Origin of the sequence: Mycobacterium tuberculosis H37Rv (assembly GCF_000195955.2) — a bacterium.
GTDB classification, from domain to species: Bacteria; Actinomycetota; Actinomycetes; order Mycobacteriales; family Mycobacteriaceae; genus Mycobacterium; species Mycobacterium tuberculosis.
In genome coordinates, this window is sequence record NC_000962.3 from 3,138,083 (window position 1) to 3,164,116 (window position 26,034).

Consider the following 26,034-nt stretch of genomic DNA (forward strand, 5'->3'; position numbering starts at 1 on the left):
CGCCGCCATCAGCCCTTCAGCGAAGCCGGGTCTCGGTGCGGCTGTTGAAGAGGCGCACCTCCTGCGAGTGCGGCACGATCGCCAACGACTCACCCACCCGCACCGCGGTACGCCGGTCGGTGCGGAACACGATGCGCGGTGCGCGTGACGACCAGCCCCGCTGGTCGACCGGCGTTGCGTAGACGAAGGATTCGAAGCCGAGCTCCTCCACCAACTCGACGTGCACGGTCAACGATCCCGGGGTGCCGATCGATGCCACGTCCCAGGACTCCGGCCGCACGCCGACCAGCACCCGCTCGGCCGCCGGGTCCGGAACCGGTATCGCCAAATCCGGTGCCCGCACCACACCGTGGGCGACGGCGGCGTCGATGAGGTTCATCGCCGGCGCGCCGATGAACGTGGCGACAAACGTGTTGACCGGGTCGTCATACAGCGCCCTCGGCGTGTCAACCTGTTGCAGCACACCGTCTTTGAGCACCGCCACCCGGTCGCCCATCGTCATCGCCTCCACCTGATCGTGGGTGACGTAGACGGTGGTGGTGCCCAACCGACGCTGCAATCCGGAGATCTGTGAGCGGGTGCTCACCCGCAGCTTGGCGTCCAGATTCGACAGCGGCTCGTCCATGCAGAACACCCGGGGCCGGCGCACGATCGCCCGGCCCATCGCCACCCGCTGCCGCTGCCCGCCGGAGAGCTTGGCGGGCTTGCGGTCCAGCAGATCCGTCAGCTCCAGCATGTCGGCGACTTCCAGCACCCGCCGGCGGGTGTCCGCGCGCGACATCCCGGCGTTTCGCAGCGCGAACCCCATGTTGGCGGCCACCGTCATGTTCGGGTACAGCGCGTAGTTCTGGAACACCATCGCCACGTCACGCGCCCGCGGCGGCAGATGCGTCACATCCACGTCGCCGATGCTGATGCGCCCGCTCTCAATGGGTTCCAGCCCGGCCAGCACGCGCAGCGTGGTGGACTTGCCGCAACCGGACGGACCGACCAGAACCAGAAACTCCCCGTCGGCGATGTCGAGGTCCAAGTTGTCGACGGTCGGCGCGTCGGCGCCGGGATAGCGCTGGGTGACAGCAGAGTACTGAACGTTAGCCATGCCCCGCCAGCTTCCGCATGATCTGCCGATCCAGGATGACCTGCAACCGTTTTTGGATGTTCGTGAAGGTCTTGGTCACGTCGGCTCCGCGCAGCCCGATGGATTCCAGGCCGGCGGAGATGATCCGGTCACCACCGGGCAGGAAAACCCGTGCGTAGTCTTGTGTCCGGGTGTGTGGCAGCTGGTCGAGCGCCACCCGCGCACGGGGATTGTCCGCCAGATAGTGCCGTTCGCTGGCATCGTCGACGGCGGACTTGCGCACCGGCAGATAGCCGGTTTGCTGGCTGAAGTAGGCGGTGTTCGTCGGGTTGGTGACGAATGCGATGAACTTGAGCGCGTTGACTTTTCGCTCCTCGGAGAGCTTGGCCGGTATCGCCAGCCCCGCACCGCCCGTCGGACAGGCGGGCGCTGCGTCCGGGCCCGTGGGCAGCGGTGCGGCGCCGAAGTCGAATCGGGCAGATGCGGTGATGCCGGCCAGCGAGCCGGTGGATGCCACGGCCGAGGCCAGGATTCCGGTGGCGAACTCGTTGGCAATATCGTTGGCGACCGCCGCATAACCCTTGCCATGGATGGAGTTCCGATAGAAGTTGCCGGCCGCGATCGTGGCGGGCTCGGTCAATGTCAATGTCCACTTGTCGGAGTAGGCACCGCCGAATGCCCAGTTCGGTCCCTGAAACGTCCACGAGATGAGGTCGGCGTTAGCCCAGCCGTGCGCCGATCGACCGGCGCCGACCACGCGCTGTAACTCCGGACCCCACTCGTCGAACTCTGACCAGGATTGCGGTCCGCGGTCGGGTAGGCCGGCCTGTTGCCACGCCGCCTTGTTGTAGTAGAACAGCGGCGTCGAGCGAGCATACGGCACAGCGTAATGGCGGCCGTTGAACTCATAGTCGGCCAGCAGCGAATCGACGTAATCCGTTGTGTCCACCCCAACTTGGCCGAACAGGTCGTCAAGGGCAGTGAGAACACCGCTGAGGGCGAAATGGAACCACCATCGGTCGTCGAGCAAAACGACGTCGGGCACGTCGGTTCCGATGAGCGCCGCATTGAATTTCTGTGCCACCTCGTCGTAGTCCTTGCCGGCGTCGATCAGCTTGACCGACAGAGTGGGGAATCGGTCCTGGAAACGACCGATCAGCTCCCGTTCCGCCGCGCTGGATTGGCCGGGATGACTGGACCAGAAGTCGATTGGGCCGGAACCGGACTTCACCGAACCGCCGCCGCCCATCCCGGCGCAGCCGGCGGTCACGCCGGCGGCGGCAGCGGCCAGCGCGAGGAATTGTCGGCGGTTCAGCGGGTCCATGCCTATCCCTTGACCGCGCCCGAGGTGAGGCCCTTTATCATCTGCCGCTGCAAGGCGATGAAGACCAGCAAGATCGGCAGCATCGCCAACAGCGTCACCGCCATCACCGGGCCCCAGTTCGTCACACCCTCGGCCTGCTGCAGAAACGTCAGACCTATCGGCAGTGGTGCCACCGATTCGTCGTCGGACATCAGGAACGGCCACAGGTATTCGTTCCATTCGTTGACCACGGTGATGACACCGACGGCGACCATGGTGGGCCGCGACATCGGCAACACCACCCGCAGCAGCAGTTGCCACCACCGCGCGCCGTCCATCCGGGCCGCCTCGATGATCTCGGCGGGCAGCGACAGAAAGTGGTTGCGCATCAAGAAGGTTCCAAACGCCACCCCCGCCAGAGGCAGGATGATGCCGGCAAAGGTGTTGCGCAGGCCCAGGTGTGAGATCAGCGCGTAGTTGGAAATCACGGTGATCTGGTTGGGCACCATCAACGCGGCGATGATCACCAAAAACACCGCCGTGCGGCCCGGGAACCGGACAAACACCAAGCCAAAGGCGCTGAGCACACCGAGCGTGAACTTCACCACCGCCAGCACCGACGTGATGATCAGCGAGTTGCGCAGAAACGTCCAGAACGGAATCTGCTCGGTGGCCGTGCGGTAGTTCTGCGGGTACCAGCGCAGCGGCCACCAACTGGTGGGCTGCGCATAGATGTCGGGCTGATCCTTGAACGAGGTGAAGAACACGAACAGCAACGGCCCGGCAATCAGCGTGACCACCAGCAACATGGCCGCGTAGCCAACGCTGCTACGGAGCCGATCCGGCGTCACTGCCGCTGCCCCCGATCCATCACCCGCACCTGGTAGTACGTCACGGCCAGCAGCACCAGGAACATGATCGTGGCCACCGTGGCGCCATAACCGGCCCGGAAATTGCGGAACGTCTCCACATACACCTGGTACACCATGGTGGTGGTGCCGGTGCCCTCCGGCCCGCCCCGGGTCATCACGTTGATCACATCGAACACCTGCAGCGAGTTGATCAGCACGGTGATCGACAAGAAAAACGTGGTCGGCCGCAGCTGCGGCAACAGCACTCGACGGAACACGGCCCACCGGCTGGCGCCGTCGATTTCGGCCGCCTCCAACAGATCTCGGCGTACCCCCTGCAACGCGGCCAGATAGATCACGAAGGTATAGCCGAGGTTCTTCCAGACGTAGGTGATGGTCACCATGAACAACGCCCAGCGCGCATCCTGGTAAAAGTCGGGCACCCCGACCCCGATCCGGCGCAACAGGTCTTGAATCAGACCGAAATGCGGGTCGAAGACGAACTGGGCGGCCAGGCCGACAGCGGCACCGGAGATCACGAACGGCGCGAAAACAGTGGAGCGCACCAGGTTTCGTCCACGCAACGGTCGATCGAGCAGCATCGCCAGCGCCAACCCCAGCACCATCGAGCCGACCACCGCGGCACCGGTGAAAACCGCCGTGTTGAACACGATCTGGCGGGTGTCCGACCGGGTGAACCACTCGGTGTAGTTGGATAACCCCACAAATCGGGCCGACGGATCGGAGACGTTCCAGTCGAAGAACGACAGCCGGATGTTGTCGGCCAACGGGCGATAGACGAACAGCAGCAATAGCGCCACATTGGGGCCGACCAACACGACGAACAGCGCATAATCGCGCACGCGCTCTTTCGATGACCGAAGCCGTGCTCGTTGCGGCGCCGCCATCGGCGCAGTGTAGCTCCGTATTCTGTCGGCGAGTTTGCCGCCACGGTCGATGAACCAATCACCGCCGTCACGGCAATGTCGGCCAGCTACGCCGCGCCCGTCACCGCCCACCGACCGCTGTACGCCCGCCATCCGACGAATATCAGCCGCAGCACGATAAACGTGCCCAGTCCCGACCAGATACCCGCCAGCCCCCAGCCATACGCCAGCGACAACCAGACAAGCGGCAAAAAGCCCACCAACGCACTCGCCACCGTCGCCGTCCGCATGAACGCGGCGTCGCCCGCGCCCAGCAGCACCCCGTCAACTGCGAAAACAATTCCCGCAAAAGGCAATTGGACTACCATGAACCACCACGGCACCCCGATCGCGGCGAGTACCGATCGATCGTCGGTGAATAGCCCGGGCAGCACCGAGGAGCCTAGCCCTAACGCCGCTGCCAAAATTCCCGCCGCCAACAGCGAAAACGCCGTCACCCGCCATGCCACCGCCTTAGCGTGCCCGGCATCACCGGCACCCAACGCGGCACCGACCAGCGACTGCGCCGCAATCGCTAGCGAATCAAGAACCAGCGCAAGAAGACCCCACAACTGCAACACGACCTGGTGGGCCGCGAGCGCGGCAGCGCCGAACCTCGCGGCCACCGCCGCAGCCGAGACATAACAAACTTGGAAGGCCAGGGTCCGCACGATCAGGTCCCGCGCCATCATCAGCTGGGCGCCCAGCACGGCGCGGTCCGGCCGCAGCGACACCCGCTCGGCCAGTAACGCACCGGCAAACAGCAGCGCCGCCAGCCACTGCCCCACCAGATTGGCCACCGCCGAGCCGGTTAACCCCCAGCGGGGCAACCCCAGCCAACCGTAAACCAGCAGCGGGCACAGCAGAGCCGACGACCCGAAGCCGGCGACCACATACCGCAGCGGTCGCACGGTGTCCTGCACGCCGCGCAGCCAGCCGTTGCCGGCGAGCGAGACCAGGATCGCCGGCGTGCCCAGGATCGCGATCCGCAGCCACGGCAAGGCCGCCGCGGTGATGCCATCGCCAGAAGCGATCGCCGACACCAGCGGCGTCGCGGTGGCTTCCACCACGACGACGACCAACGCGCCCAGACCCAACGCCAACCAGGTCGCCTGTACACCTTCGGTGACCGCGGCCACCCGGTTGCCGGCACCGTAACGACGCGCCGCGCGCGCTGTGGTGCCGTAGGACAAAAACGTCGCCTGGGAACCAACCAGGCCGAGCACCAGACTGCCGATAGCCAGACCCGCCAGCGATATCGCCCCCAGCCGGCCCACCACGGCGATGTCGAACAGCAGGTACAGCGGCTCGGCGGCCAGCACGCCCAGCGCGGGCAACGCCAGCTGCGCGATCTGACGGCCGCCCGCGCGGTGCCCCACCTGGCTCAACGGCGGCTAACCAAGCGCCGCGCGCAACGACGCCACAGCGTCGTCGATCGAGCCGGTGGTCGTATACCCCGCGGCCAGCCGGTGACCACCGCCACCGAACCCAGAGGCAACCGCGGCCAAATTCACGGTCTTAGCCCGCATCGACACCGACCACCGATGCGGTTCGACCTCCTTGAACACCGCCGCGACCTCGGCTTGTTGCGTGGTGCGGACGATGTCGACGATGCTTTCCACTTCCTCCGAGCGCGCAGCGACCCACTCCCGGTTGTCGACGACGACGTAAACCAGCCCGCGGCCACCGACCGCCTCGGACACCAGCTGCGCCGAACCCAACACCCGCGATAGCAACGGCAACCAGGTGAAGGGATGGCTGTCCATCAAGGTCCTGCTGACGGTGGCGTTGTCCACACCGATCTCTACCAGCCGCGCCGCCAGCCGATACCCCCGCACACTGGCCCAGCGAAACGACCCCGTGTCGGTCGCCAACCCGGCGTAGATGCAGTGCGCGACGCGCGGGTCTATCGGTTTCCCCCACGCGTCGAGGATCTCGGCAACCATCGTCGTGGTGGAATCCGCCGACGGGTCAATGAAATTCGCGGTGCCGAACAGGTCGTTGGAGGCGTGATGGTCGATTACCAGGAGCTCCCGCCCGGAATCAGTTAGATCGCCCAGAGCACCGAGCCGATCAACACTCGGAATGTCAACAGTCACAACCAAATCGACATCGCGGCGCATCACCTCAGGGCGGACCAGCAGATGGCAGCCCGGCAGCGAACGCAGCGACTCGGGCAGTGTCGCCGGCGCGGCAAAGCTGACCTCTACCCGCTTGCCGCACCCGTCCAACACCAATGCCAATGCCAATCCGGCGCCGATGGTGTCGGCATCGGGGTGGACGTGGCAGACTACCCCGACCCTGGCAGCGGCCGACAACAGCGCAGCGGCACCGACGGCGTCCACGCGGGCCCCCGCGCGACGCCGCCCGTCGACCAGCTCACTCCTTGGGTCGATCGTCGTCACCGGTGTCTCCCCCGCAAGTGAGCGGTGCCTCCACAGCCTCGGGTCCGTCGCTCGTTCTGATACCCAGTCCCCCGGGAGCCGGTGATTGCGCCACCGACCCGTTATCACGGTACGGGTCGGCCTCCCCCGCCGGTTTGGCGCCCACCCGGACCCGCGCCAGATCGGCATCCGCGGCGCGAGCGCGGGCCAGCAACTCGTCCATCCGGTGCACACTGTCCGAGATCGTGTCGAGCGTGAACGTCAAGGTGGGAGTGAACCGAACGCCGGTGCCCGCCCCGACCTTGGTGCGCAGCACCCCTTTGGCCCGTTCCAGCGCGGCGGCCGCGCCGGCGCAGTTCGGCTCGTCGTGTAGCGTGCGTCCCATCACCGTGTAGTACACCGTGGCATCGTGCAAGTCGGCGGTCACCTTCGCATCGGTGATGGTCACCCCGGCCAATCCAGGATCCTTGATCTCGTACTCGATCGCCGAGGCGACGATCGCGGCGATCCGTTTGGCCAGCCGCCGCGCCCTAGCAGCATCAGCCATCAGGCGCGTTCCTTCTGGACCAGCTCGTAGGACTCGATGACGTCGCCCTCCTTGATGTCGGCGTAACCCAGTGTCAGGCCACACTCGAAGCCGTCGCGCACCTCGGTCACGTCGTCCTTCTCCCGGCGCAGCGAAGCGATCGAAAGGTTCTCGGCGACCACGATGTTGTCCCGCAACAGCCGCGCCTTGGCGTTGCGCCGCATCACACCCGAGGTGACCAGGCAGCCGGCGATGAGGCCGACCTTCGAAGACCGGAACAACGCCCGGATCTCAGCCCGACCCAGCTGGTTTTCCTCGTAGATCGGCTTGAGCAGGCCACGCAGCGCCTGCTCGATCTCGTCGATCGCCTGGTAGATGACCGAGTAGTAGCGGATCTCCACGCCTTCGCGGCTGGCCAGCTCGGTCGCCTTGCCTTCGGCGCGCACATTGAAACCGATGATCACCGCATCGGAAGCCGACGCCAGGTTGACGTTGGTTTCGGTAATGCCGCCGACACCGCGGTCGATCACCCGCAGCACCACCTCGTCGTCCACCTGGATACCCATCAGGGCCTCTTCCAGCGCCTCGACGGTACCGGCGTTGTCGCCCTTGAGGATCAGGTTCAGCTGGCTGGTTTCCTTCAGCGCCGAGTCCAGGTCCTCCAGGCTGATCCGCTTGCGTGAGCGCGCCGCCAGGGCGTTGCGCTTGCGAGCGCTACGCCGGTCGGCGATTTGGCGGGCGATACGGTCCTCGTCGACGACGAGGAAGTTGTCGCCGGCGCCGGGCACCGACGTGAAGCCAATGACCTGCACAGGCCGCGACGGCAGCGCAACCTCGACGTCTTCGCCGTGTTCGTCGACCATGCGGCGAACACGGCCATAGGCGTCGCCGGCGACCACCGAGTCACCGACCCGCAGGGTGCCGCGCTGCACCAGCACGGTAGCCACTGGGCCGCGACCACGGTCCAAGTGCGCCTCGATCGCCACACCCTGGGCTTCCATGTCGGGGTTTGCCCGCAGGTCCAGCGCGGCGTCGGCGGTCAGCAACACGGCCTCCTCCAGCGCCTCGATATTGGTGCCCTGCTTGGCCGAGATGTCGACGAACATCGTGTCACCGCCGAATTCCTCTGGCACTAAACCATATTCGGTAAGCTGCCCGCGAATCTTGGCCGGGTCGGCACCCTCCTTGTCGATCTTGTTGACCGCCACCACGATCGGCACGTCGGCGGCCTGCGCGTGGTTGATGGCCTCGACCGTCTGCGGCATCACTCCATCGTCAGCGGCGACCACCAAAATGGCGATATCGGTCGCCTTGGCGCCACGGGCACGCATGGCGGTGAACGCCTCGTGGCCCGGGGTGTCGATAAAGGTGATCAGCCGCTGGCTGCCGTCCAGATCGACGGCCACCTGGTAGGCACCGATGTGCTGGGTGATGCCGCCGGCCTCGGCCTCGCGGACGTTGGCCTTGCGGATGGTGTCCAACAGCCGGGTCTTGCCGTGGTCGACGTGACCCATCACCGTCACCACCGGCGGGCGAACCTGAAGGTCCTCCTCGCCGCCCTCGTCCTCACCGTAGCTGAGGTCGAAGGATTCCAGCAGCTCGCGGTCTTCGTCCTCCGGGCTGACGACCTGAACGTTGTAGTTCATCTCGCTGCCCAGCAACTCCAGCGTCTCGTCGCCGACCGACTGGGTGGCCGTCACCATCTCGCCGAGGTTGAACAGCGCCTGCACCAGCGCCGCGGGGTTGGCGTCGATTTTGTCCGCGAAGTCGCTGAGCGACGCGCCGCGTGCGAGCCGGATCGTTTCGCCGTTGCCGTGCGGCAACCGCACCCCGCCGACGACCGGAGCCTGCATCGAGTCGTACTCCTGGCGCTTCTGCCGCTTGGACTTGCGGCCGCGCCGGGGCGCACCACCCGGGCGGCCGAACGCGCCGGCGGCACCGCCACGCTGCCCGGGACGGCCACCGCCGCCGCCCCCGGGACGGCCGCGGAAGCCCGTTCCGGGAGCGGCACCCACGCCGCCACCCCGGTAGTTGCCGCCGCCCGCGTCGGAACGGCCAGCGCCGGGCGCACCGGGCCGGCCCCCGGGTCGTGGCGCACCAGGACGTGGTGGACGGGCACCCCCGACAGCTCCACCGGGGCGTGGCGGCATGCTGCCGGGCGAGGCGCCCGGACGTGGAACCCCGGGCCGGGCGGTACCGGGGCGGGGAGCCGGCGGACGCGGGATGGGCCGGTCGGCGGGTTGCGCCGACGAGAACGGGTTGTTGCCGACGCGCGGGGTGCGAATCCCCGGCTTCGGCACCGGGCCCGGCCGCGCCCCGGGAGCCATGCCGGGGTGGGGTGCCTGAGGGCTGGGCGGCACTGCGGTCGGAGGCTCGGGTGCGGCGGGGGTAGTTGGGGAGACGATTGCCGCCCCGCCGGAATCGGCGGCCTTGGCGGGCGCGGCAGTCGCCTTGCCGTTGCCTGCGGCCATGTCGATCGCGGCGTCCAGCGCCTTGTCAAGGGACTTGTCGGGGCCTTTGCCGGGGGACTTGGCGGTGCCTTTCGCCGGGGCAGGTTTGCTGCCACCGAACGATTCACGCAGCCGACGGGCAACCGGTGCTTCCACCGTCGACGATGCTGATTTGACGAATTCGCCCTGCTCGCTCAGCCGGGCGAGAACTTCCTTGCTGGTTACACCGAGTTCCTTAGCCAACTCGTGTACGCGGGCCTTACCTGCTGCCACTACATCTCCTGTCCATGAGGCGACAGTCGTGGGCCGCGCCTCGGGTTTAGCTATGACGCATTGTCATCGGGACTTCACGGTGTGCTCATGTTCTATTGCTACCTGTTCTGTTGCCCGGTGGTTCGAGCTCGCCTAGAGACTCCAGGTACTCGACCACTGCGGATGTGTCCGGCGAACCGGCGATGCGCAGCGCTCTTGCGAAAGCCCGCCGCCGAATCGCTTGTTGCGCGCACTGCCGTAGCGGATGCAGCCACGCACCCCGCCCCGGCAGGCTGGTCGCTGTATCAACGATCACGGCGTAGTTGCCGTTCCCGGTCGACACAGCCACCACTCGAAGCAGTTCGACGGCCAACCCTCGCTTTCGGCACCCGACACACGTCCGCACCGGTCCGCGGGGATTATCCGGGCGTCGATGCGCCGAGGCCGAAGGCTCGCGCTGGATCACGGCTAAGTGTAGCGTCACCGGGCAAGCCCGATTGCCCGGCTATCTGCCGTGGGATAACGCACGGCGCTAGCGGTCGTGCGCCATACCGCGGCTGACTCCGGGTTCGGGCTGACCGGGCGGGGGCGGCGGCGCATCGCCGCGAATATCGATACGCCACCCGGTGAGCCGGGCAGCCAGCCGGGCGTTCTGCCCTTCCTTTCCGATTGCCAGCGACAATTGGAAATCGGGCACCACCACGCGGGCGGCCCGGGCGGTCTGGTCGATCACCGACACCGACACCACCTTGGCCGGCGACAACGCGTTGGCGACAAAACGCGCCGGATCGTCGTCATAGTCGATGATGTCGATCTTCTCCCCGGACAGCTCGCTCATCACGTTGCGGACCCGTTGCCCCATCGGACCGATGCAAGCACCCTTGGCGTTCAAGCCGGCAACGTTGGACCGCACAGCGATCTTGGAGCGGTGGCCGGCCTCCCGGGCCACCGCGACGATCTCCACCGATCCGTCGGCGATCTCGGGGACTTCCAGCGAGAACAGCTTGCGCACCAGATTGGGGTGCGTGCGCGACAGCGTAATCAGCGGCTCGCGGGCACCTCGGGTTACACCAACTACGTAGCAGCGCAGCCGGTTGCCATGTTCATAGCTCTCCCCCGGTACCTGCTCAGCGGCCGGGATCACACCCTCGGAAGCCTTGGTCTCGGTGCCAATCCGGACGACGACCAGACCGCGGGCGTTGGCCCGGCTATCGCGCTGGATCACTCCCGCAACGATCTCGCCCTCGCGGGTGGAGAACTCGCCGTAGGTGCGCTCGTTCTCGGCGTCGCGGAATCGCTGCAACATCACTTGGCGTGCCGTCGTGGCGGCGATCCGGCCGAAGCCCTCTGGAGTGTCGTCCCACTCGCTGATGAGATTGCCAGCCTCATCGGTCTCACGGGCGATCACCCGAACGACACCGGTTTTCCGGTCGATCTCGATGCGCGCATCGGTCTGGTGACCTTGGGTGTGCCGGTAGGCAGTCAACAGCGCGGACTTGATCGTTTCGAGCAGTTCATTGACCGAGATACCCCGGTCCACCTCGATGGCATGCAGAGCAGCCATGTCGATGTTCATGCTCCGGCCTCCGTCCCGCGGGCCAGCCCCATCTCGGAAGACTGGGCCAGTTCCAACTCCGCCGGAGCCGGTGGCGAAAACTCAACCTGGACAACAGCTTTCACAATCTCAGCAAGCGGGATCTCACGGACTGCCCAGCCCCGGTCTTCCCGGATCACCAACGCCACCGTGCCAGCACGCATCTCGCCGACCCGGCCGGTCAGTCGCGATCCGTCTGACAACACCAGCTCAACCTTGCGGCCTCGAGCACGGCGGAAGTGCTTTTCGCTGGTCAGCGGGCGTTCCACACCGGGAGAGCTGACCTCGAGCAGGTAGCGGCCCCGGATCTTGTTCGCACCGTCCAGGCCGTCCAGCAAAGCCGATGCCCTGCGCGACAATGCGGCTATCGTATCCAGGTCGAGAGGGGCGTCACCGTCGGCGATCACCGCTATCCGCGGCGGGCGGGCCCGCGCATCGATGACCACGTCTTCGATCTCGTAGCCGGCGCACGCGAAATCTGCACCGAGTAGCTCGATCACCTGCCTCTGCGAAGGTAGCCCGGTGGTCACGGCGAGCTCCTCATCTTGAGTTGTCCGGTCATCTAGCGGAGGCGCCGCCAGGGCGGCTCCCAGTGTCCCGCCGGCACGCAGCAGCCGGCGTAGCTACCAACGATACGCCAGGAATCACGAATGACGCCGTGATCACGCCGTTCAACGTCTCGCCTGCCTTCGTAGCGGCGTCTTTCTGATGGCAGGATGTTGCTGTGCTTAGAGCAGCACCAGTCATCAACCGGCTCACGAATCGACCCATCAGCAGGCGGGGTGTGCTGGCCGGTGGCGCCGCGCTGGCCGCACTGGGAGTGGTGTCCGCCTGCGGCGAGTCCGCGCCCAAGGCACCCGCGGTCGAAGAGCTGCGCTCGCCGTTGGACCAGGCCCGACACGACGGTGCGCTCGCAGCTGCCGCCGCCACAGCCATCGGGATCCCGCCGCAGGTTGCCGCCGCGCTGACCGTCGTCGCCACTCAGCGAACCTCGCATGCTCGAGCGCTGGCCACCGAGATCGCCCGGGCCGCGGGCAAGCTGGTATCCGCTACGAGCGAAACCAGCAGCTCCAGTCCCAGCCCAACCGATCCGGCGGCACCGCCACCAGCGGTGTCCGACGTGATCGATTCGCTGCGCACGTCAGCGGGGGAAGCCAGTCGACTAGTGGCGACGACATCGGGCTACCGAGCAGGGTTGCTCGCCTCCATTGCCGCGTCCTGCACCGCCTCCTATACGGTTGCGCTCGTGCCTTCAGGCCCGTCGATATGACCTCGTCCGAACCCGCCCACGGTGCCACACCGAAGAGGTCCCCCTCCGAGGGGAGCGCCGACAACGCGGCGCTGTGCGATGCGCTTGCCGTCGAACACGCCACCATTTACGGCTACGGCATCGTCTCCGCGCTCTCGCCCCCTGGTGTCAACTTCTTGGTGGCGGACGCGTTGAAGCAGCACCGCCACCGCCGAGACGACGTGATCGTGATGCTGTCCGCGCGCGGAGTCACCGCCCCGATCGCTGCCGCCGGTTACCAGCTGCCCATGCAGGTCAGCAGCGCGGCCGACGCGGCACGACTAGCAGTGCGGATGGAGAACGACGGGGCAACGGCCTGGCGGGCGGTTGTCGAGCATGCCGAGACGGCCGATGACCGGGTGTTCGCTTCGACGGCTCTGACCGAGAGCGCGGTGATGGCCACCCGCTGGAACAGGGTGCTGGGCGCCTGGCCCATCACCGCGGCCTTTCCGGGCGGGGACGAATAGCTACCCGGTGACGGCCGCTGCGATATCGGTGGCCAGCGAGGCGCCGGCAACCAGCTCGCGAGTCTGACCGCTGAACCGGTCGCGCAGCTCGACCACGCCGTCCGCCCAGCCGCGCCCCACGACAACGATCCAGGGCATACCCAACAGCTCGGCATCTTTGAACTTGACGCCGGGCGATGCCTGGCGGTCGTCCAGCAACACCTCAACCCCCAGCCGATCCAGATCGGCGGCCAGCGCGGTCGCCCCGGCGCGAGCCTGCGCGTCCTTGTTCGCGATCACCAGGTGAACATCGAACGGCGCGACCGTCGACGGCCAGCGAAGGCCCAGCTCGTCGTGGTGCTGCTCGGCAACGACGGCAACCAACCGAGACACACCGATGCCGTAGGAACCCATGGTCAACCGCACAGGCTTGCCATCCTCGCCGAGCACGTCGGCGGTGAAGGCGTCGGTGTATTTGCTCCCCAGCTGGAAGATGTGCCCAATTTCGATACCGCGCGCCATGACCAGCGGACCGGCGCCGTCGGGAGATGGATCGCCTTCGCGCACCTCGGCGGCCTCAATGGTGCCGTCTGCGGTGAAGTCGCGGCCGGCCACCAAACCGACAACATGGCGGCCGGGTTGGTCCGCCCCGGTGATCCAGCTGGTGCCGTCGACTATCCGCGGGTCGACGAGATAGCGGACATTGTTCTCCCGCAACGCCTTTGGCCCGATATAACCCTTAACCAGGAACGGGTGCTTGGCGAAATCATCGTCGTCGAGCAACGCGTAGTCAGCCGGTTCCAGCGCTGCGCCCAACCTTTTGTCATCGACCTCACGGTCGCCGGGCACGCCGATTGCCAGCAGTTCGGTGTCCCCTCCCGGCTGTCGGACTTTGATTAAGACGTTCTTCAGGGTGTCCGCGGCGGTCACCGTGCGGCCGAGATCGGCCTCGTTGGCCCAGGCCACCAGGCTGGCGATGGTTGGGGTGTCGCCGGTGTCGTGGACCACCGCCTCGGGCAGCCCATCGATGGGCAGGGTGTCCGGGCGGGCGGTGACAACCGCCTCGACGTTGGCCGCATAACCCGACTCGAGGCACCGGACAAATGCGTCCTCCCCGGACGGACTCTCAGCCAAGAACTCTTCGGACGCACTGCCGCCCATCGCCCCGGACACTGCCGAAACGATGACATAGCGCACCTGAAGTCGGTCAAATATGCGCTGGTAGGCCTCCCGGTGAGCGTGGTAGGCCGCCTTCAGCCCGGCGGCGTCGATGTCAAAGGAGTAGGAGTCCTTCATGACGAACTCCCGAGCGCGCAGGATGCCGGCCCGCGGCCGCGCCTCGTCGCGGTACTTGGTCTGGATTTGGTACAGCGTGAGCGGGAAGTCCTTGTAGGAGCTGTACTCGCCCTTCACGGTCAGGGTGAACAGCTCTTCGTGGGTGGGGCCCAGCAGGTAGTCGTTGCCGCGGCGGTCCTTGAGCCGAAACACGCTGTCGCCGTATTGGGTCCACCGGTTGGTCGTCTCGTACGGTGCCCGCGGCAGCAGGGCAGGAAATAGGATCTCCTGTCCACCGATGGCGTTCATCTCGTCGCGGATGACCCGTTCTATGTTGCGCAGCACTCGCAGGCCGAGCGGTAACCAGCTGTACAGCCCGGGCGCGACGGGCCGGATGTAGCCGGCCCGGATCAGCAGTTTGTGGCTGGCCACTTCGGCGTCGGCGGGATCGTCGCGCAGGGTGCGCAAGAACAACTCGGACATCCGGGTGATCACAGGCGGCAAGCCTAATTCGCCGAGCAGACGCAAAAGCGCCCAGGTCTGCCCGAAAAGGGGAGCTTTTATGACTGCTCGGCGGGAAGGGTTACAGCTCGCCGGCGTCGATCGCTTCCTTGACCTCCTGCGCATGGGCAACCTGCTGCGGCGTATACCCGATAAACAGCGCCATACCGCCGACGATGATGGCCGCTCCGGCCACCCACAGCAGGCCGTAGGTGTAGGCGTGGTCAAGCGCGGCCAACTGCACGTCGTTCATGAACTTCACCGGACCGGTGGTACCGCCCAGGTACAGCGTGCGCGACGTGATCACAGCCTGGATGACGGCGAGCACCAGCGGACCGCCCAGGCTCTGCAGCATCAGCGCAATTGCCGATACCGGACCGATCTGGTCGAAGCCGACGCCAGCGATCGCCGACAGAGTCAGCGGGACGACGGCCATGCCGATGCCAATCCCGCCGACGACGATCGGCATGACCAGGTTGGGGAAGTAGGGCACACCACGGTGCATGAAAAATGAGCCGTACAGCATGGCGCCGAATAGCAGATATCCGCCGCCGATGGTCAACACCCGTGGCGAAAACCGGGACACCAGCTGCGAGGACACACCTAGGCCGATTCCCATCGCGATGACGAACGGGATGAAACCTACGCCCGCGCGTAGCGCGCTGTAGCCCAAGATGTCCTGCACGTACAGGCCGATGCAGACGGTCAGGCTGAACATGACGCCGCCGGCCAACAGGATCGCGCTGAACGTGACCAACCGGTTGCGGTCGCGGAACAAGTGGAACGGCACGACGGGGTTCTCGGCAGTGCGCTCCACGATGACAAACGCGACAGCGGCCGCCAAGGCCACCAGGCCCGAACCGATGGTAATGCCTGACATCCAGCCCTTTTCAGGACCGATCGAGAAGGCGAAAACCGCCGCGGTGCATGCCAGCGTGGCCAGTATGGCCCCGGTGGCGTCGAGCTTCATCCGTTCTTTGTTGGTTTCCCGTAGGGCGGTGCGGGCCAGGTAGATCATCACCAGCCCGATCGGCACGTTCACCAGGAACGCCCACCGCCATGACACCTCGGTCAGTGCTCCGCCGACCACCAGCCCCATCACCGACCCGATCGCGGTCATCGCGGCGAACACCGCCGTCGCGGCGTTGCGGGCAGGTCCCTTGGGGAACGTGGTCGCCACCAGCGCCAGACCGGTCGGAGATGCGATGGCCGACCCCACACCCTGGGACAACCGGGCGATCACCAACGTCGCCTCGTCCCAGGCGACCGCGCACAGCACCGACGAGATGGTGAATAGCGCAACGCCAACAATGAAGGTGCGTTTGCGCCCGATGGTGTCGCCAAGCCGGCCGCCGAGCAGCATCAGCCCGCCGAAGGTCAGCACGTAGGCGGTGATCACCCAGCTGCGGCCGGCATCAGACAAGCTCAGCTCGTTTTGAATCTTAGGTAGCGCGACGATGGCGACGGTGCTGTCCATGGTCGCCAGCAGCTGCATCCCGCCGATAGCAATAACCGCAGCGATAAAGCTGCGCGAGGGCAGCCAAGTCGGGTAGTACCTGCTGGGGCGCTCTGAAGCGGTCTCCTCCGAGCGCGGCGGGCGCATCGGGGCCGGACGGTGTGGGCGTCCGGCTGTCCAGTTACGGACCGCCCGCTCTGTGTCGTTGAGAGCCGTCATAGCGGGTTACCTTACAGTATTCTTAAGAATTGTTTAAACCCCGAACGCCGCTCAGGCCGACTACAGCCCCGATCACGATGATCGCGGGAGGTCGGATCCCCGCCGCGCGGACCTTCTCCGGCGTGTCGGCAAGGGTGGCCCGCAACGTCTGTTGAGCGGCGGTCGTTCCGTGTTGAACCACCAGTACCGGCGTATCCGCAGTTCGGCCACCCTTTAGCAGAACGTCAACGAAAAGCTCGATGCGTTCGACCGCCATCAGCAAAACGATGGTGCCCGTCAATGCAGCCAATGCATCCCAATTCACTAACGATTCGGGATGACCGGGCGCAAGATGGCCACTGACCACCACGAATTCGTGGGTCATGGCCCGGTGAGTGACTGGAACGCCCGCCATAGCGGGCACGGCTATGGCACTCGTCACACCTGGCACCACGGTGACCGGGATTCCGGCGTGGGCACATGCCAGCACTTCTTCATAGCCCCGGGCGAACACGAAGGGGTCGCCCCCTTTGAGACGGACCACAAAGTTGCCGGATCTGGCCCGTTCGATCAGGACAGCGTTGATCGCGTCCTGGGCCATGGCCCGGCCGTAAGGGATCTTGGCCGCGTCGATGACTTCTACGTGCGGCGGCAGCTCGGCCAGCAGTTCGGGCGGGGCGAGCCGGTCGGCGACCACGACATCGGCCTGGGCAAGCAGCCGGCGACCGCGAACCGTGATCAGTTCGGGATCGCCGGGACCGCCGCCGACCAACGCCACTCCGCCGCTGAGGACGTCGGAACTCTGCGCAGTGATGACGCCCTGCTGCAACGCCTCCCGGATTGCCGAGCGGATCGCCGCCGAACGGCGGTGCTCACCACCGGCGAGCACCCCCACCGACAGGCCCGCATAGCTGAATGACGCCGGGGTCACCGCCGTCCCCTCCACCGCGATATCGGCCCGGACGCAAAAGATCCGTCGGCGCTCCGCCTCGGCGACGACAGCCACGTTCACCCGCGCGTCATCGGTGGCCGCGATCGCATACCAGGCGCCGTCAAGGTCGCCGTCGCGGTAGTCACGCACCGACAAGGTGATCTGGTCCATCGCCTCGACGGCGGGGGTGACGCTGGGGGCGATCACGTGCACGTCCGCGCCACTGGCGATCAGCAGGGGTAACCGGCGCTGGGCGACCGTGCCCCCGCCAACCACGACGACCTTCTTGCCAGCCAGCCGTAACCCGACCAGATAGGGGTTCTCGGTCACCCGCCAAGCCTAGTGGCGATCGCAAGCGCGGGGACCGGGCGCCGCGGGTCGCCACCATCAGGGCCAGTGGCGATCGCAAGCGCGGGGACCGGGCGCCGCGGGTCGCCACCATCAGGGCCAGTGGCGATCGCAAGCGCGGGGACCGGGCGCCGCGGGTCGCCACCATCAGGGCCAGTGGCGATCGCAAGCGCGGGGACCGGGCGCCGCGGGTCGCCACCCCTTTGGCCGCGAATGTAACGCCACTGCGAATTTCCGGCCCGGCTTTTCGCAGTGCCGTTACGCTCGTGGAGTATTGCAGGCCGCATGTGCGACGAAACGCGCCACCGCACCGGGTGTTGCGGCCGGATGGGTATGCAGGTAGGACGCGTGCACGCCGCTGTGCACCGCGCCGTCTCGCACGTCGTCCACGTCTTGGCCCTGGTACACCCACGCGGGCTGATAGCTATCGGCGAATGTGACTGCGGTTCGGTGGAATTCATGTCCAACCACGCGCTCGCCGACGGAGTACAGCGCCGAATCAACAACCGCGACGGCGTCGCGATAACCCAGCTTGAGATGCTGGGTGAACCGCGCCGATCCGGCCACCACACCGCACATCGGGTGTCCGTCGAGTTCAGAAACCAGATAGAGCAGGCCGGCACATTCGGCATGCACCGGGGCGCCGGCAGCGGCCAGTTCGTTGATCTGCCGCCGGACGGTGTCGTTGGCGGACAACTCGGCGGTGAACTGCTCGGGGAATCCGCCGGGCAACACCACCGCGTCCGTACCCTCGGGCAGAGTTTCGCTGAGCGGGTCGAACTCGACCACTTCAGCCCCGGCGGCGCGCAACATCTCGGCGTGTTCGGCGTAGCCGAAGGTAAACGCCCTTCCGGCCGCGATGGCAACCGTGGCTGGCTGGCGGGCGGTGTTGCCGACGGCAATCACCGGGTCCCATGGCGGGTGGGCCGCCTGGCTCCCGGCGCAGGCGATCACCGCGGCCAGATCGACGTGGCGAGCGACCACAGCAGTCATCGCCTGCACGGCGAGCCGTGCGCGACGGCCGTACTCGACGGCGGTAACCAGACCCAGATACCTTGTCGGCAGCTCTAGTTCAGCTGTGCGTGGAATGGCGCCCAAGACCGCGACACCGGCCTGGTCACACGCCTGTCGCAGCACCTGTTCATGTCGGGCCGATCCGACCCGGTTGAGGATGACACCGGCGATCCGAGTTGCGGTGTCGAACGTGGAAAAGCCGTGCAGCAGTGCGGCAACGCTGTGACTCTGGCCGCGGGCATCGACCACCAGGATCACCGGGGCGCCAAGCAGAGCAGCGACGTGCGCGGTGGACCCCGCTGCGGGCGCGCCCCCGGCAGGCCCAATGCGCCCGTCGAACAGCCCCAGCACCCCTTCGATCACGGCGATGTCCGCGCCCGCAACTCCATGCGCGTACAGGGGGCCGATAAGCCGCTCCCCCACCAGTACCGGGTCGAGATTGCGGCCGGGCCGTCCCGCGGCCAGGGCGTGATAGCCGGGGTCGATAAAATCCGGGCCTACCTTAAACGGCGCGACGGTGTGACCGGCCTGCCGCAGCGCTCCGATCAAGCCCGTCGCGATCGTGGTCTTACCGCTGCCCGACGCAGGCGCGGCGACGGCCACCGCGGATACCCGCATCACCACTCGATGCCCTTCTGCCCCTTGCGGCCCGCATCCATCGGGTGCTTCACCTTGGTCATCTCGGTCACCAGATCGGCGGCCGCAACCAACCGCTGGGGTGCGTCTCGCCCGGTGATCACCACATGCTGATGGCCAGGCCGGGCTCGCAGGACATCGACGACTTCGTCGACGTCGAGCCAACCCCACTTCAGTGGGTAGGTGAACTCGTCCAGCAGATAGAAGTCGTGACGTTGCGTGGCCAGCCGGAGCGCGATCTCGGCCCAACCGTCCGCCGCCGCGGCCGCACGATCGACGTCGGTGCCGGCCTTGCGAGACGTACGTGTCCAGGACCAGCCCGCACCCATCTTGTGCCACTCCACCGCTCCGCCGATCCCGTGCTGGTCGTGCAGCCGGCCCAGTTGACGAAACGCCGCCTCCTCACCCACTTTCCACTTAGCGCTCTTGACAAACTGAAACACCGCGATGTCCAGACCAGCGTTCCACGCCCGCAACGCCATTCCGAACGCCGCGGTCGATTTTCCTTTGCCTTCACCGGTGTGTACCGCCAGTATCGGCATGTTGCGCCGGGCCCGGGTGGTCAGGCCATCGTTGGGCACTGCGAGCGGATTGCCCTGCGGCATGTGTGGTTACCTATCCATCGTCAAGCCACGCCACGCACGGCATGCACTAGATAATCCGCGTGCAACTGCTCCAACCGAACCACCGGCGCACCCAGCTGACGAGCCAGTTGCGCTGCCAAACCCAGCCGTACATACGACGTTTCGCAGTCCACCACCACCGCGGCCGCGCCCTCGGCGACCAGCCCGGCAGCCGCGGTTCGGCTGCGGCCCAACGGGTCCGGCCCGGCGGTGGCCCGGCCGTCGGTCAGCACGACCACCAGGGGGCGTCGGGCGCGGTCGCGTACCTTCTCCCGGATGATCAGCGCACGCGCGGCCAGCAGTCCCTCAGCCAGCGGGGTCTTGCCGCCGGTGCTGAATCGGGCCAGTCGCCGGCCGGCGATGTGCGCCGACGACGTCGGCGACAGCAACAGCGTTGCCTCGTGCTGGCGGAAGGTGATCACCGCCACCTTGTCCCTGCGCTGGTAGGCGTCGCGCAGCAGCGACAGGGTGGCGCCACTGACCGCAGCCATCCGGTCCCGAGCAGCCATCGATCCGGAAGCGTCGACGACGAAGATCACCAGATTGCCTTCGCGACCCTCGCGGATGGCCCGGCGCACATCGTCCGGCCACGGGCGCAACGGCCCGGCTCCGAACGCACGCTCGCCGGCGGCCAGCAGGGTAGCGAACAGGTGCAGTCCATGTGCGTCGGGGTCGCTGACCTCGGCGGCCGCCACCACACTGCCCGAGGCGTTGCGGGCCCGAGACCGTCGCCCCGGCGCGCCCGTGCCGACCCCCGGGACCCGCAGCGCGCGGGTCCGGAATATCTTTGACGGCGGCGCGCTCGGGCGCGGCGACGATCGCAAGCGCGGCGAAGCCGGGCGCGGCGGGTCGTCGCCCATCGAGCTCGGCGCACCAGGTTCTGTCGACTTCGAGCGTGAGTTCGGTTGTGAGGCAGGTTCATTGGCTGACTGGCCGCCCCCGGGCGGATCGGGCTCGGGCTCTGGGTCGACGCTCGCCAGCGCCAGCGCCTCATCCAGCTGGTCGCGGTCGATGCCGTGATCGTCGAACGGGTCGCGACGACGACGATGCGGCAACGCCAGTTCTGCTGCCGCCCGGATATCCTGCTCCTCAACGGTGCGGACACCACGCCAGGCGGCGTGCGCGGCGGCGGTCCGGGCCACTACCAGATCGGCCCGCATGCCGTCCACGTCGAACGCCGCGCACAACGCAGCGATGCGCCGCAACTCGTTGTCGCCCAACACCACATCGTCTACCGTGGCCCGGGCCGCGGCAATCCGGTGGGCCAGCTCCGCGTCGGCGTCGGCATAGCGTGCGACGAACGCATCCGGGTCGGCTTCGTAGGCCATCCGCCGGCGGATGACCTGTACCCGCACGTCGATGTCACGTGACGCCTGCACGTCGACGGTCAGCCCGAACCGGTCCAGCAGCTGCGGACGCAGTTCGCCCTCCTCCGGATTCATCGTGCCGATCAGCACGAAACGGGCCTCGTGGGAATGGGAGATGCCGTCGCGTTCGACGTGTACGCGTCCCATGGCGGCGGCGTCGAGCAGGATGTCAACCAGGTGATCATGCAGCAGATTGACCTCGTCGACGTAGAGCACGCCGCCGTGGGCGCGAGCCAGCAGTCCCGGAGAGAACGCGTGCTCGCCGTCGCGCATCACCCGCTGCAGATCCAGCGAGCCAACCACCCGGTCTTCGGTGGCCCCCAGCGGCAGCTCCACGAGGCCGGTCTCGGTGCTCCCGGTCGCGACCGACAACAACGCGGCCAGCCCGCGCACCGCCGTCGATTTCGCCGTGCCCTTCTCGCCACGGATGAGCGCCCCACCGATCTCCGGTCGCACGGCACACAACAACAACGCGAGCCGCAGCCGATCGTGCCCGACGATCGCGCTGAACGGATAAGGCTTCACGGCCGCTCCACCTGACCGGAGCCGGGCCGCAACATGGGCACATGCGGGATGCCGTCGTCCAGGAACTCGTCACCGTCGCGGACGAAGCCGTGCTGGGCATACATGGCCGTCAGGTAGGCCTGTGCATCAATCCGACAGGGGTAGTCGCCCACCTCGGCCAGTGCCGCGCACAGCAGCCGGTTGGAGTGGCCCTGTCCGCGGGCGTCGCGTTTAGTGCACAGCCGGCCGATCCGGAAGACCTTCTCACCCCCGGCGTGCTCTTCCATCAGGCGTAGCGTGCACGTCACCTCTCCGTCGGGCGTTTCCAACCAGAAATGCCTGGTCTCGGCAAGCAGGTCACGCCCGTCTAGCTCCGGGTATGGGCAGGCCTGTTCGACAACGAACACCTCCACCCTCAACTTGAGCAGCTCGTAAAGGGCCCGGGCGTCAAGGTCTTTGGCCCAGACGCGGCGCAGTGCTTCGGTCATAAGCGCCGCTCTCCCCCGCAAGCGGGCGGTACCCCCACTGTATCGTCGCCGGCGCGGGTCATGCGGCACCTAACTTCAGCGCCTTGGTGCTCCATGACCACACCTCGTCGAACAGCGCGGGTTCATTCGACAGCTGCACCCCCAGCGACGGCACCATTTCTTTGAGCGTGGGCAGCCAGGATTGATAGCGGTTGGCAAAGCATTTCTGCAGCACGTCCAGCATGATCGCCACCGCGGTCGAAGCCCCTGGGGAGCCGCCCAGTAGTCCGGCAATACTACCGTCAGCATCGCCGATGACCGTCGTGCCGAACTCGAGCACCCCGCCGTTGCGTTCATCTCGCCGGATCACCTGTACCCGCTGACCGGCTATCGTCAACTCCCAGTCCGAATCGATTGCGCTAGGGGCGAATTCGCGCAGCGCACTGACCCGCTCGGGTTCAGAGAGACGCAGCTGGCTGATCAAGTAGTTCAGCAGTCTCCGCTCGGTGAGGCCCACGCCGAGCACGGACAACAGATTGTCCGGCCTGATCGACCGGGGCAGGTCGCTGATCTGCCCGTGTTTCAAGAACTTCGGCGACCAGCCGGCGTATGGCCCGAACACCAGCCACGACTTGCCGTTGACAAACCGCAGATCCAGATGCAAGGCGCCCAACGGCGGGGCGCCCGGCGCCGGGAAGCCATATACCTTTGCCCGATGCGAGGCGGTGAGCGCCGGGTTCCCGGCGCGCAGGAACCGACCGCCAATCGGGAAGCCGGCGAAGCCTTTGACCTCTTTGATCCCGGATTTCTGCAGCACCGGCAAGGTGTCACCCCCGGCCCCGACAAAGACGAACTTGGTGTTCAACTTGCGCTTTTCGCCGGTCCGGCGGTTGCACATGGTGACCGTCCAGCTGCCGTCGGATTGCCGCGAGAGGTTGCGAACCTCGTGCCCGAACAACGCGGTAGTGCCATTTTGCACGCAATAGCCGATGAGTTGTTTGGCGAGGGCACCGAAGTCGACGTCGGTGCCGTCGGCGGCCCAGTTGAGCGCCACCGGCTCGGAGAAGGCCCGTTTAGCGGCCATGAACGGCAGCCGGCGGGCGAATTCGTCGGGACTCTCGATGAACTCGGTGCCGGCGAACAGCGGGTTGCCGGCCAACGCCTTTTGGCGGCGCCGTAGATACTCGACGCCCCGCGATCCATGGACGAAACTCACGTGCGGCACAGGGTTGAGGAAGCTGCGCACGTCGGTGAGGATGCCGTTTTCGGCCGCGTATGCCCAGAACTGGCGGGTGACCTGGAATTGCTCGTTGACACGCACCGCTTTGGTGATGTCGATCGAGCCGTCCGGCATTTCTGGGGTGTAGTTCATCTCGCACAGCGCGGAGTGCCCGGTGCCGGCGTTGTTCCAGGGACCGCTGCTTTCGGCGGCTACCGCGTCCAGCCGTTCGATCAGGGTGATTGACCAGTTCGGTTCGAGCCGACGCAGCAGCACCCCCAGCGTGGCGCTCATGATGCCCGCACCGATCAGCACGACGTCGGTTCTGGCTAGGTCTGACACCGGACGGTTGGTTCCTTCCTTGGCTGCGCCGCTCCCAGGTTATCCCGACGGGTGTTAACACGATGACGTCCGCCTCCTGGGCCAGTAACCCTGTGCAGCGCGGGGCAGCCAACCCAAGACAATTACCCCGAAGCCCACAATGTGCGTCCCTGGCCGCCATAGAATCCGCACTATCCGCCCAGTCCGGTTCTTCTTGGGAGGTAACGATGTTGTATGTAGTTGCGTCACCCGACTTGATGACCGCGGCGGCTACCAATCTGGCGGAGATTGGTTCGGCGATCAGCACGGCAAATGGTGCGGCGGCACTCCCGACTGTTGAGGTGGTGGCCGCGGCCGCCGACGAGGTGTCCACGCAGATCGCGGCTCTATTCGGAGCGCATGCCAGGAGCTACCAAACCCTCAGCACCCAGGCAGCGGCGTTTCATAGTCGGTTTGTGCAGGCGTTGACCACGGCCGCGGCTTCCTACGCCAGCGTAGAGGCCGCCAACGCGTCGCCACTTCAGGTTGCGCTAGACGTGATTAATGCGCCCGCCCAGACACTGCTCGGACGTCCGCTAATTGGTAACGGCGCCGACGGATCGACACCGGGGCAGGCCGGCGGGCCCGGCGGGTTGCTGTACGGCAACGGCGGTAATGGCGCCGCCGGTGGGCCCAACCAGGCCGGCGGCGCCGGCGGCAACGCCGGCTTGATCGGCAACGGCGGGGCGGGCGGCGCCGGGGGTGTTGGCGCGGTCGGCGGTAAACGCGGCACGGGCGGCCTGCTATTCGGCAACGGCGGGGCCGGCGGGCAAGGCGGGCTCGGCCTCGCAGGTATCAACGGCGGCAGCGGCGGGCAGGGAGGCCACGGTGGCAACGCCATCCTGTTCGGCCAGGGCGGTGCCGGCGGGCCAGGTGGCACCGGCGCCATGGGCGTCGCCGGCACCAATCCCACCCCCATCGGCACCGCAGCGCCTGGCAGCGACGGCGTAAATCAGATTGGGAACGGTGGTAACACGGACCTCACCGGCGGCGCCGGTGGCGACGGCAATGCCGGCAGCACCACCGTGAACGGCGGCAACGGCGGTACCGGCGGCGCAGCTAGGAACTCATCTGGTGGTACCGGTAACTCCTTTGGTGGTGCCGGCGGCGCCGGAGGCGACGGCGCCAACGGCGGCGACGGTGGCGCTGGCGGGGAAGCCCTCACCGAAGGCGGTGCCACCGCCGTTAGTGGTGCTGGTGGTAAGGGAGGTAACGCCGAGGCTTCCGGCGGCGCCGGCGGCAACGGCGGCAAAGGTGGCTTTGCTCAGGCCACCACCAGCGTGACCGGGGGTAACGGCGGTAACGGTGGCAATGGCCACGACAGTAACGCGCCGGGCGGCGCTGGCGGCAGCGGTGGCGTCGGCGGTGACGGCGGCCGTGGCGGCCTGCTGGCCGGCAACGGCGGCACCGGCGGTGCCGGTGGCAACGGCGGTACCGGTGGCGCCGGTGCCCCCGGCGGTGCCGGCGGCGCCGGCGGCAAAGCCGACATCGCCAACAGCCTCGGCGACAATGCCACCGTAACCGGGGGCAATGGCGGGACAGGCGGAGACGGCGGCAGCGCGCTGGGCACCGGGGGGGCTGGGGGTGCCGGAGGTCTAGGTGGTCACGGGGGTGCAGGCGGGCTGCTGATTGGCAACGGCGGCGCCGGTGGCGCTGGCGGCCTCGGCGGTGCGGGCGGCGCCGGCGGTGCGGGCGGTGAGGGCGGTGCCGGCGGCGCCGGAGGCGAAGCTATTCCCGGCGGGGCGTCCACCAACTCCGCCGGCGGTGACGGAGGGGCGGGCGGTACTGGCGGCAATGGCGGTGACGGCGGTGCCGGCGGAGCCCCCGGCCTCGGTGGCGCGGGCGGGGCCGGCGGATGGTTGATCGGCCAGTCGGGCAGCACCGGCGGCGGTGGCGCCGGCGGTGCCGGTGGTGCCGGAGGTGCCGGTGGCGCGGGCGGCAGCGGCGGTGCGGGTGGCCATGGCGACACTACCTCCGGCAAGAACGGTTCGTCTGGCACCGCGGGCTTCGACGGCAACCCCGGGCAGCCCGGCTGAG

22 protein-coding genes and 5 other annotated features are annotated in these 26,034 nt (G+C 67.2%); of the genes, 3 read left to right on the forward strand and 19 right to left on the reverse strand.

Annotated features, from left to right (window positions below):
- Positions 1-16 precede the first annotated feature (16 nt).
- The 11 genes from ugpC to Rv2842c form a co-directional block, all read right to left on the reverse strand.
- Positions 17-1,099: a sn-glycerol-3-phosphate ABC transporter ATP-binding protein UgpC gene (gene ugpC, locus Rv2832c; protein ID NP_217348.1), complete on the reverse strand. Its 1,083-nt coding sequence runs from the start codon at positions 1,097-1,099 to the stop codon at positions 17-19.
- On the reverse strand, positions 1,092-2,402 hold the full coding sequence (ugpB, locus tag Rv2833c) for a sn-glycerol-3-phosphate ABC transporter substrate-binding lipoprotein UgpB (protein NP_217349.1): 1,311 nt from the start codon (positions 2,400-2,402) through the stop codon (positions 1,092-1,094). The genes ugpC and ugpB overlap by 8 nt, the downstream gene beginning before the upstream one ends.
- 2 nt (positions 2,403-2,404) lie before the next feature.
- Positions 2,405-3,232 carry a sn-glycerol-3-phosphate ABC transporter permease UgpE gene (gene ugpE / locus Rv2834c; RefSeq protein ID NP_217350.1) on the reverse strand — a complete coding sequence of 276 codons (828 nt, stop codon included), beginning with the start codon at positions 3,230-3,232 and terminating at the stop codon, positions 2,405-2,407.
- Positions 3,229-4,140 (reverse strand): sn-glycerol-3-phosphate ABC transporter permease UgpA, encoded by a 912-nt coding sequence (gene ugpA / locus Rv2835c; protein NP_217351.1) that lies wholly within the window; start codon positions 4,138-4,140, stop codon positions 3,229-3,231. Before ugpA ends, ugpE begins: the two co-directional genes overlap by 4 nt.
- 86 nt (positions 4,141-4,226) lie before the next feature.
- On the reverse strand, positions 4,227-5,546 hold the full coding sequence (gene dinF / locus Rv2836c) for a DNA-damage-inducible protein DinF (protein ID NP_217352.1): 1,320 nt from the start codon (positions 5,544-5,546) through the stop codon (positions 4,227-4,229).
- A gap of 6 nt (positions 5,547-5,552) precedes the next feature.
- A complete protein-coding gene (locus Rv2837c) occupies positions 5,553-6,563 on the reverse strand; it encodes a bifunctional oligoribonuclease/PAP phosphatase NrnA (RefSeq protein NP_217353.1) in 1,011 nt (336 codons plus the stop codon).
- Complete coding sequence (gene rbfA / locus Rv2838c; protein ID NP_217354.1) at positions 6,538-7,089, reverse strand: ribosome-binding factor RbfA; 552 nt, start codon at positions 7,087-7,089, stop codon at positions 6,538-6,540. Before rbfA ends, Rv2837c begins: the two co-directional genes overlap by 26 nt.
- A complete protein-coding gene (infB, locus tag Rv2839c; protein ID NP_217355.1) occupies positions 7,089-9,791 on the reverse strand; it encodes a translation initiation factor IF-2 in 2,703 nt (900 codons plus the stop codon). Before infB ends, rbfA begins: the two co-directional genes overlap by 1 nt.
- An 85-nt stretch (positions 9,792-9,876) precedes the next feature.
- Positions 9,877-10,176, reverse strand: a complete 300-nt coding sequence (locus tag Rv2840c; protein NP_217356.3) for a hypothetical protein — start codon at positions 10,174-10,176, stop codon at positions 9,877-9,879.
- A gap of 126 nt (positions 10,177-10,302) precedes the next feature.
- On the reverse strand, positions 10,303-11,346 hold the full coding sequence (gene nusA / locus Rv2841c) for a transcription termination/antitermination protein NusA (RefSeq protein NP_217357.1): 1,044 nt from the start codon (positions 11,344-11,346) through the stop codon (positions 10,303-10,305).
- Positions 11,343-11,894, reverse strand: coding sequence for a ribosome maturation factor RimP (locus tag Rv2842c; protein ID NP_217358.1), 552 nt, complete (start codon positions 11,892-11,894; stop codon positions 11,343-11,345). Before Rv2842c ends, nusA begins: the two co-directional genes overlap by 4 nt.
- Before the next feature lie 194 nt (positions 11,895-12,088).
- Here Rv2842c and Rv2843 point away from each other — a divergent pair, with 194 nt between their 5' ends.
- On the forward strand, positions 12,089-12,634 hold the full coding sequence (locus Rv2843) for a hypothetical protein (protein ID NP_217359.1): 546 nt from the start codon (positions 12,089-12,091) through the stop codon (positions 12,632-12,634).
- Positions 12,631-13,119 (forward strand): hypothetical protein, encoded by a 489-nt coding sequence (locus Rv2844; protein NP_217360.1) that lies wholly within the window; start codon positions 12,631-12,633, stop codon positions 13,117-13,119. The genes Rv2843 and Rv2844 overlap by 4 nt, the downstream gene beginning before the upstream one ends.
- On the opposite strand, the gene proS is transcribed toward Rv2844, so the two are convergent.
- From proS to mqo, 8 genes are all read right to left on the reverse strand, one after another.
- Complete coding sequence (proS, locus tag Rv2845c) at positions 13,120-14,868, reverse strand: proline--tRNA ligase (protein ID NP_217361.1); 1,749 nt, start codon at positions 14,866-14,868, stop codon at positions 13,120-13,122.
- 88 nt (positions 14,869-14,956) lie between these two features.
- The gene (efpA, locus tag Rv2846c; RefSeq protein ID NP_217362.1) at positions 14,957-16,549 is read right to left on the reverse strand and encodes an MFS-type transporter EfpA; all 1,593 of its coding nucleotides are present in this window, start codon (positions 16,547-16,549) and stop codon (positions 14,957-14,959) included.
- 22 nt (positions 16,550-16,571) lie between these two features.
- Positions 16,572-17,789, reverse strand: coding sequence for a multifunctional uroporphyrin-III C-methyltransferase/precorrin-2 oxidase/ferrochelatase (gene cysG, locus Rv2847c; protein ID NP_215025.2), 1,218 nt, complete (start codon positions 17,787-17,789; stop codon positions 16,572-16,574).
- 2 nt (positions 17,790-17,791) lie between these two features.
- Positions 17,792-17,845 (reverse strand) — a repeat region (54 bp direct repeat 4,GGTGGCGACCCGCGGCGCCCGGTCCCCGCGCTTGCGATCGCCACTAGGCTTGGC).
- Positions 17,846-17,899: a repeat region (54 bp direct repeat 3,GGTGGCGACCCGCGGCGCCCGGTCCCCGCGCTTGCGATCGCCACTGGCCCTGAT), on the reverse strand. It abuts the feature before it with no gap.
- Positions 17,900-17,953, reverse strand: a repeat region (54 bp direct repeat 2,GGTGGCGACCCGCGGCGCCCGGTCCCCGCGCTTGCGATCGCCACTGGCCCTGAT).
- Positions 17,954-18,007, reverse strand: a repeat region (54 bp direct repeat 1,GGTGGCGACCCGCGGCGCCCGGTCCCCGCGCTTGCGATCGCCACTGGCCCTGAT).
- Positions 18,008-18,065: 58 nt separating this feature from the next.
- Positions 18,066-19,439: a cobyrinic acid A,C-diamide synthase gene (gene cobB / locus Rv2848c; protein ID NP_217364.1), complete on the reverse strand. Its 1,374-nt coding sequence runs from the start codon at positions 19,437-19,439 to the stop codon at positions 18,066-18,068.
- On the reverse strand, positions 19,439-20,062 hold the full coding sequence (gene cobO / locus Rv2849c; protein ID YP_177908.1) for a cob(I)alamin adenosyltransferase: 624 nt from the start codon (positions 20,060-20,062) through the stop codon (positions 19,439-19,441). Before cobO ends, cobB begins: the two co-directional genes overlap by 1 nt.
- Positions 20,063-20,082: 20 nt before the next feature.
- Complete coding sequence (locus tag Rv2850c; RefSeq protein NP_217366.1) at positions 20,083-21,972, reverse strand: magnesium chelatase; 1,890 nt, start codon at positions 21,970-21,972, stop codon at positions 20,083-20,085.
- A complete protein-coding gene (locus Rv2851c) occupies positions 21,969-22,439 on the reverse strand; it encodes a GCN5-like N-acetyltransferase (RefSeq protein ID NP_217367.1) in 471 nt (156 codons plus the stop codon). Before Rv2851c ends, Rv2850c begins: the two co-directional genes overlap by 4 nt.
- Positions 22,440-22,501, reverse strand: a repeat region (62 bp Mycobacterial Interspersed Repetitive Unit,Class III).
- Positions 22,498-23,979, reverse strand: a complete 1,482-nt coding sequence (mqo, locus tag Rv2852c; RefSeq protein ID NP_217368.1) for a malate:quinone oxidoreductase — start codon at positions 23,977-23,979, stop codon at positions 22,498-22,500. It overlaps the preceding feature by 4 nt.
- A 206-nt stretch (positions 23,980-24,185) precedes the next feature.
- Here mqo and PE_PGRS48 point away from each other — a divergent pair, with 206 nt between their 5' ends.
- Positions 24,186-26,033, forward strand: a complete 1,848-nt coding sequence (gene PE_PGRS48, locus Rv2853) for a PE-PGRS family protein PE_PGRS48 (RefSeq protein ID YP_177909.1) — start codon at positions 24,186-24,188, stop codon at positions 26,031-26,033.
- Position 26,034 lies beyond the last annotated feature (1 nt).

Excerpts from the sequence above, each read along its gene's own strand:
- ugpC (NP_217348.1), bottom strand. The coding sequence starts at position 1,099 with ATGGCTAACGTTCAGTACTCTGCTGTCACCCAGCGCTATCCCGGCGCC.
- ugpB (NP_217349.1), bottom strand. The coding sequence starts at position 2,402 with ATGGACCCGCTGAACCGCCGACAATTCCTCGCGCTGGCCGCTGCCGCC.
- ugpA (NP_217351.1), bottom strand. The coding sequence starts at position 4,140 with ATGGCGGCGCCGCAACGAGCACGGCTTCGGTCATCGAAAGAGCGCGTG.
- rbfA (NP_217354.1), bottom strand. The coding sequence starts at position 7,089 with ATGGCTGATGCTGCTAGGGCGCGGCGGCTGGCCAAACGGATCGCCGCG.
- nusA (NP_217357.1), bottom strand. The coding sequence starts at position 11,346 with ATGAACATCGACATGGCTGCTCTGCATGCCATCGAGGTGGACCGGGGT.
- Rv2844 (NP_217360.1), top strand. The coding sequence starts at position 12,631 with ATGACCTCGTCCGAACCCGCCCACGGTGCCACACCGAAGAGGTCCCCC.
- efpA (NP_217362.1), bottom strand. The coding sequence starts at position 16,549 with ATGACGGCTCTCAACGACACAGAGCGGGCGGTCCGTAACTGGACAGCC.
- cobB (NP_217364.1), bottom strand. The coding sequence starts at position 19,439 with ATGCGGGTATCCGCGGTGGCCGTCGCCGCGCCTGCGTCGGGCAGCGGT.
- cobO (YP_177908.1), bottom strand. The coding sequence starts at position 20,062 with ATGCCGCAGGGCAATCCGCTCGCAGTGCCCAACGATGGCCTGACCACC.
- Rv2851c (NP_217367.1), bottom strand. The coding sequence starts at position 22,439 with ATGACCGAAGCACTGCGCCGCGTCTGGGCCAAAGACCTTGACGCCCGG.
- PE_PGRS48 (YP_177909.1), top strand. The coding sequence starts at position 24,186 with ATGTTGTATGTAGTTGCGTCACCCGACTTGATGACCGCGGCGGCTACC.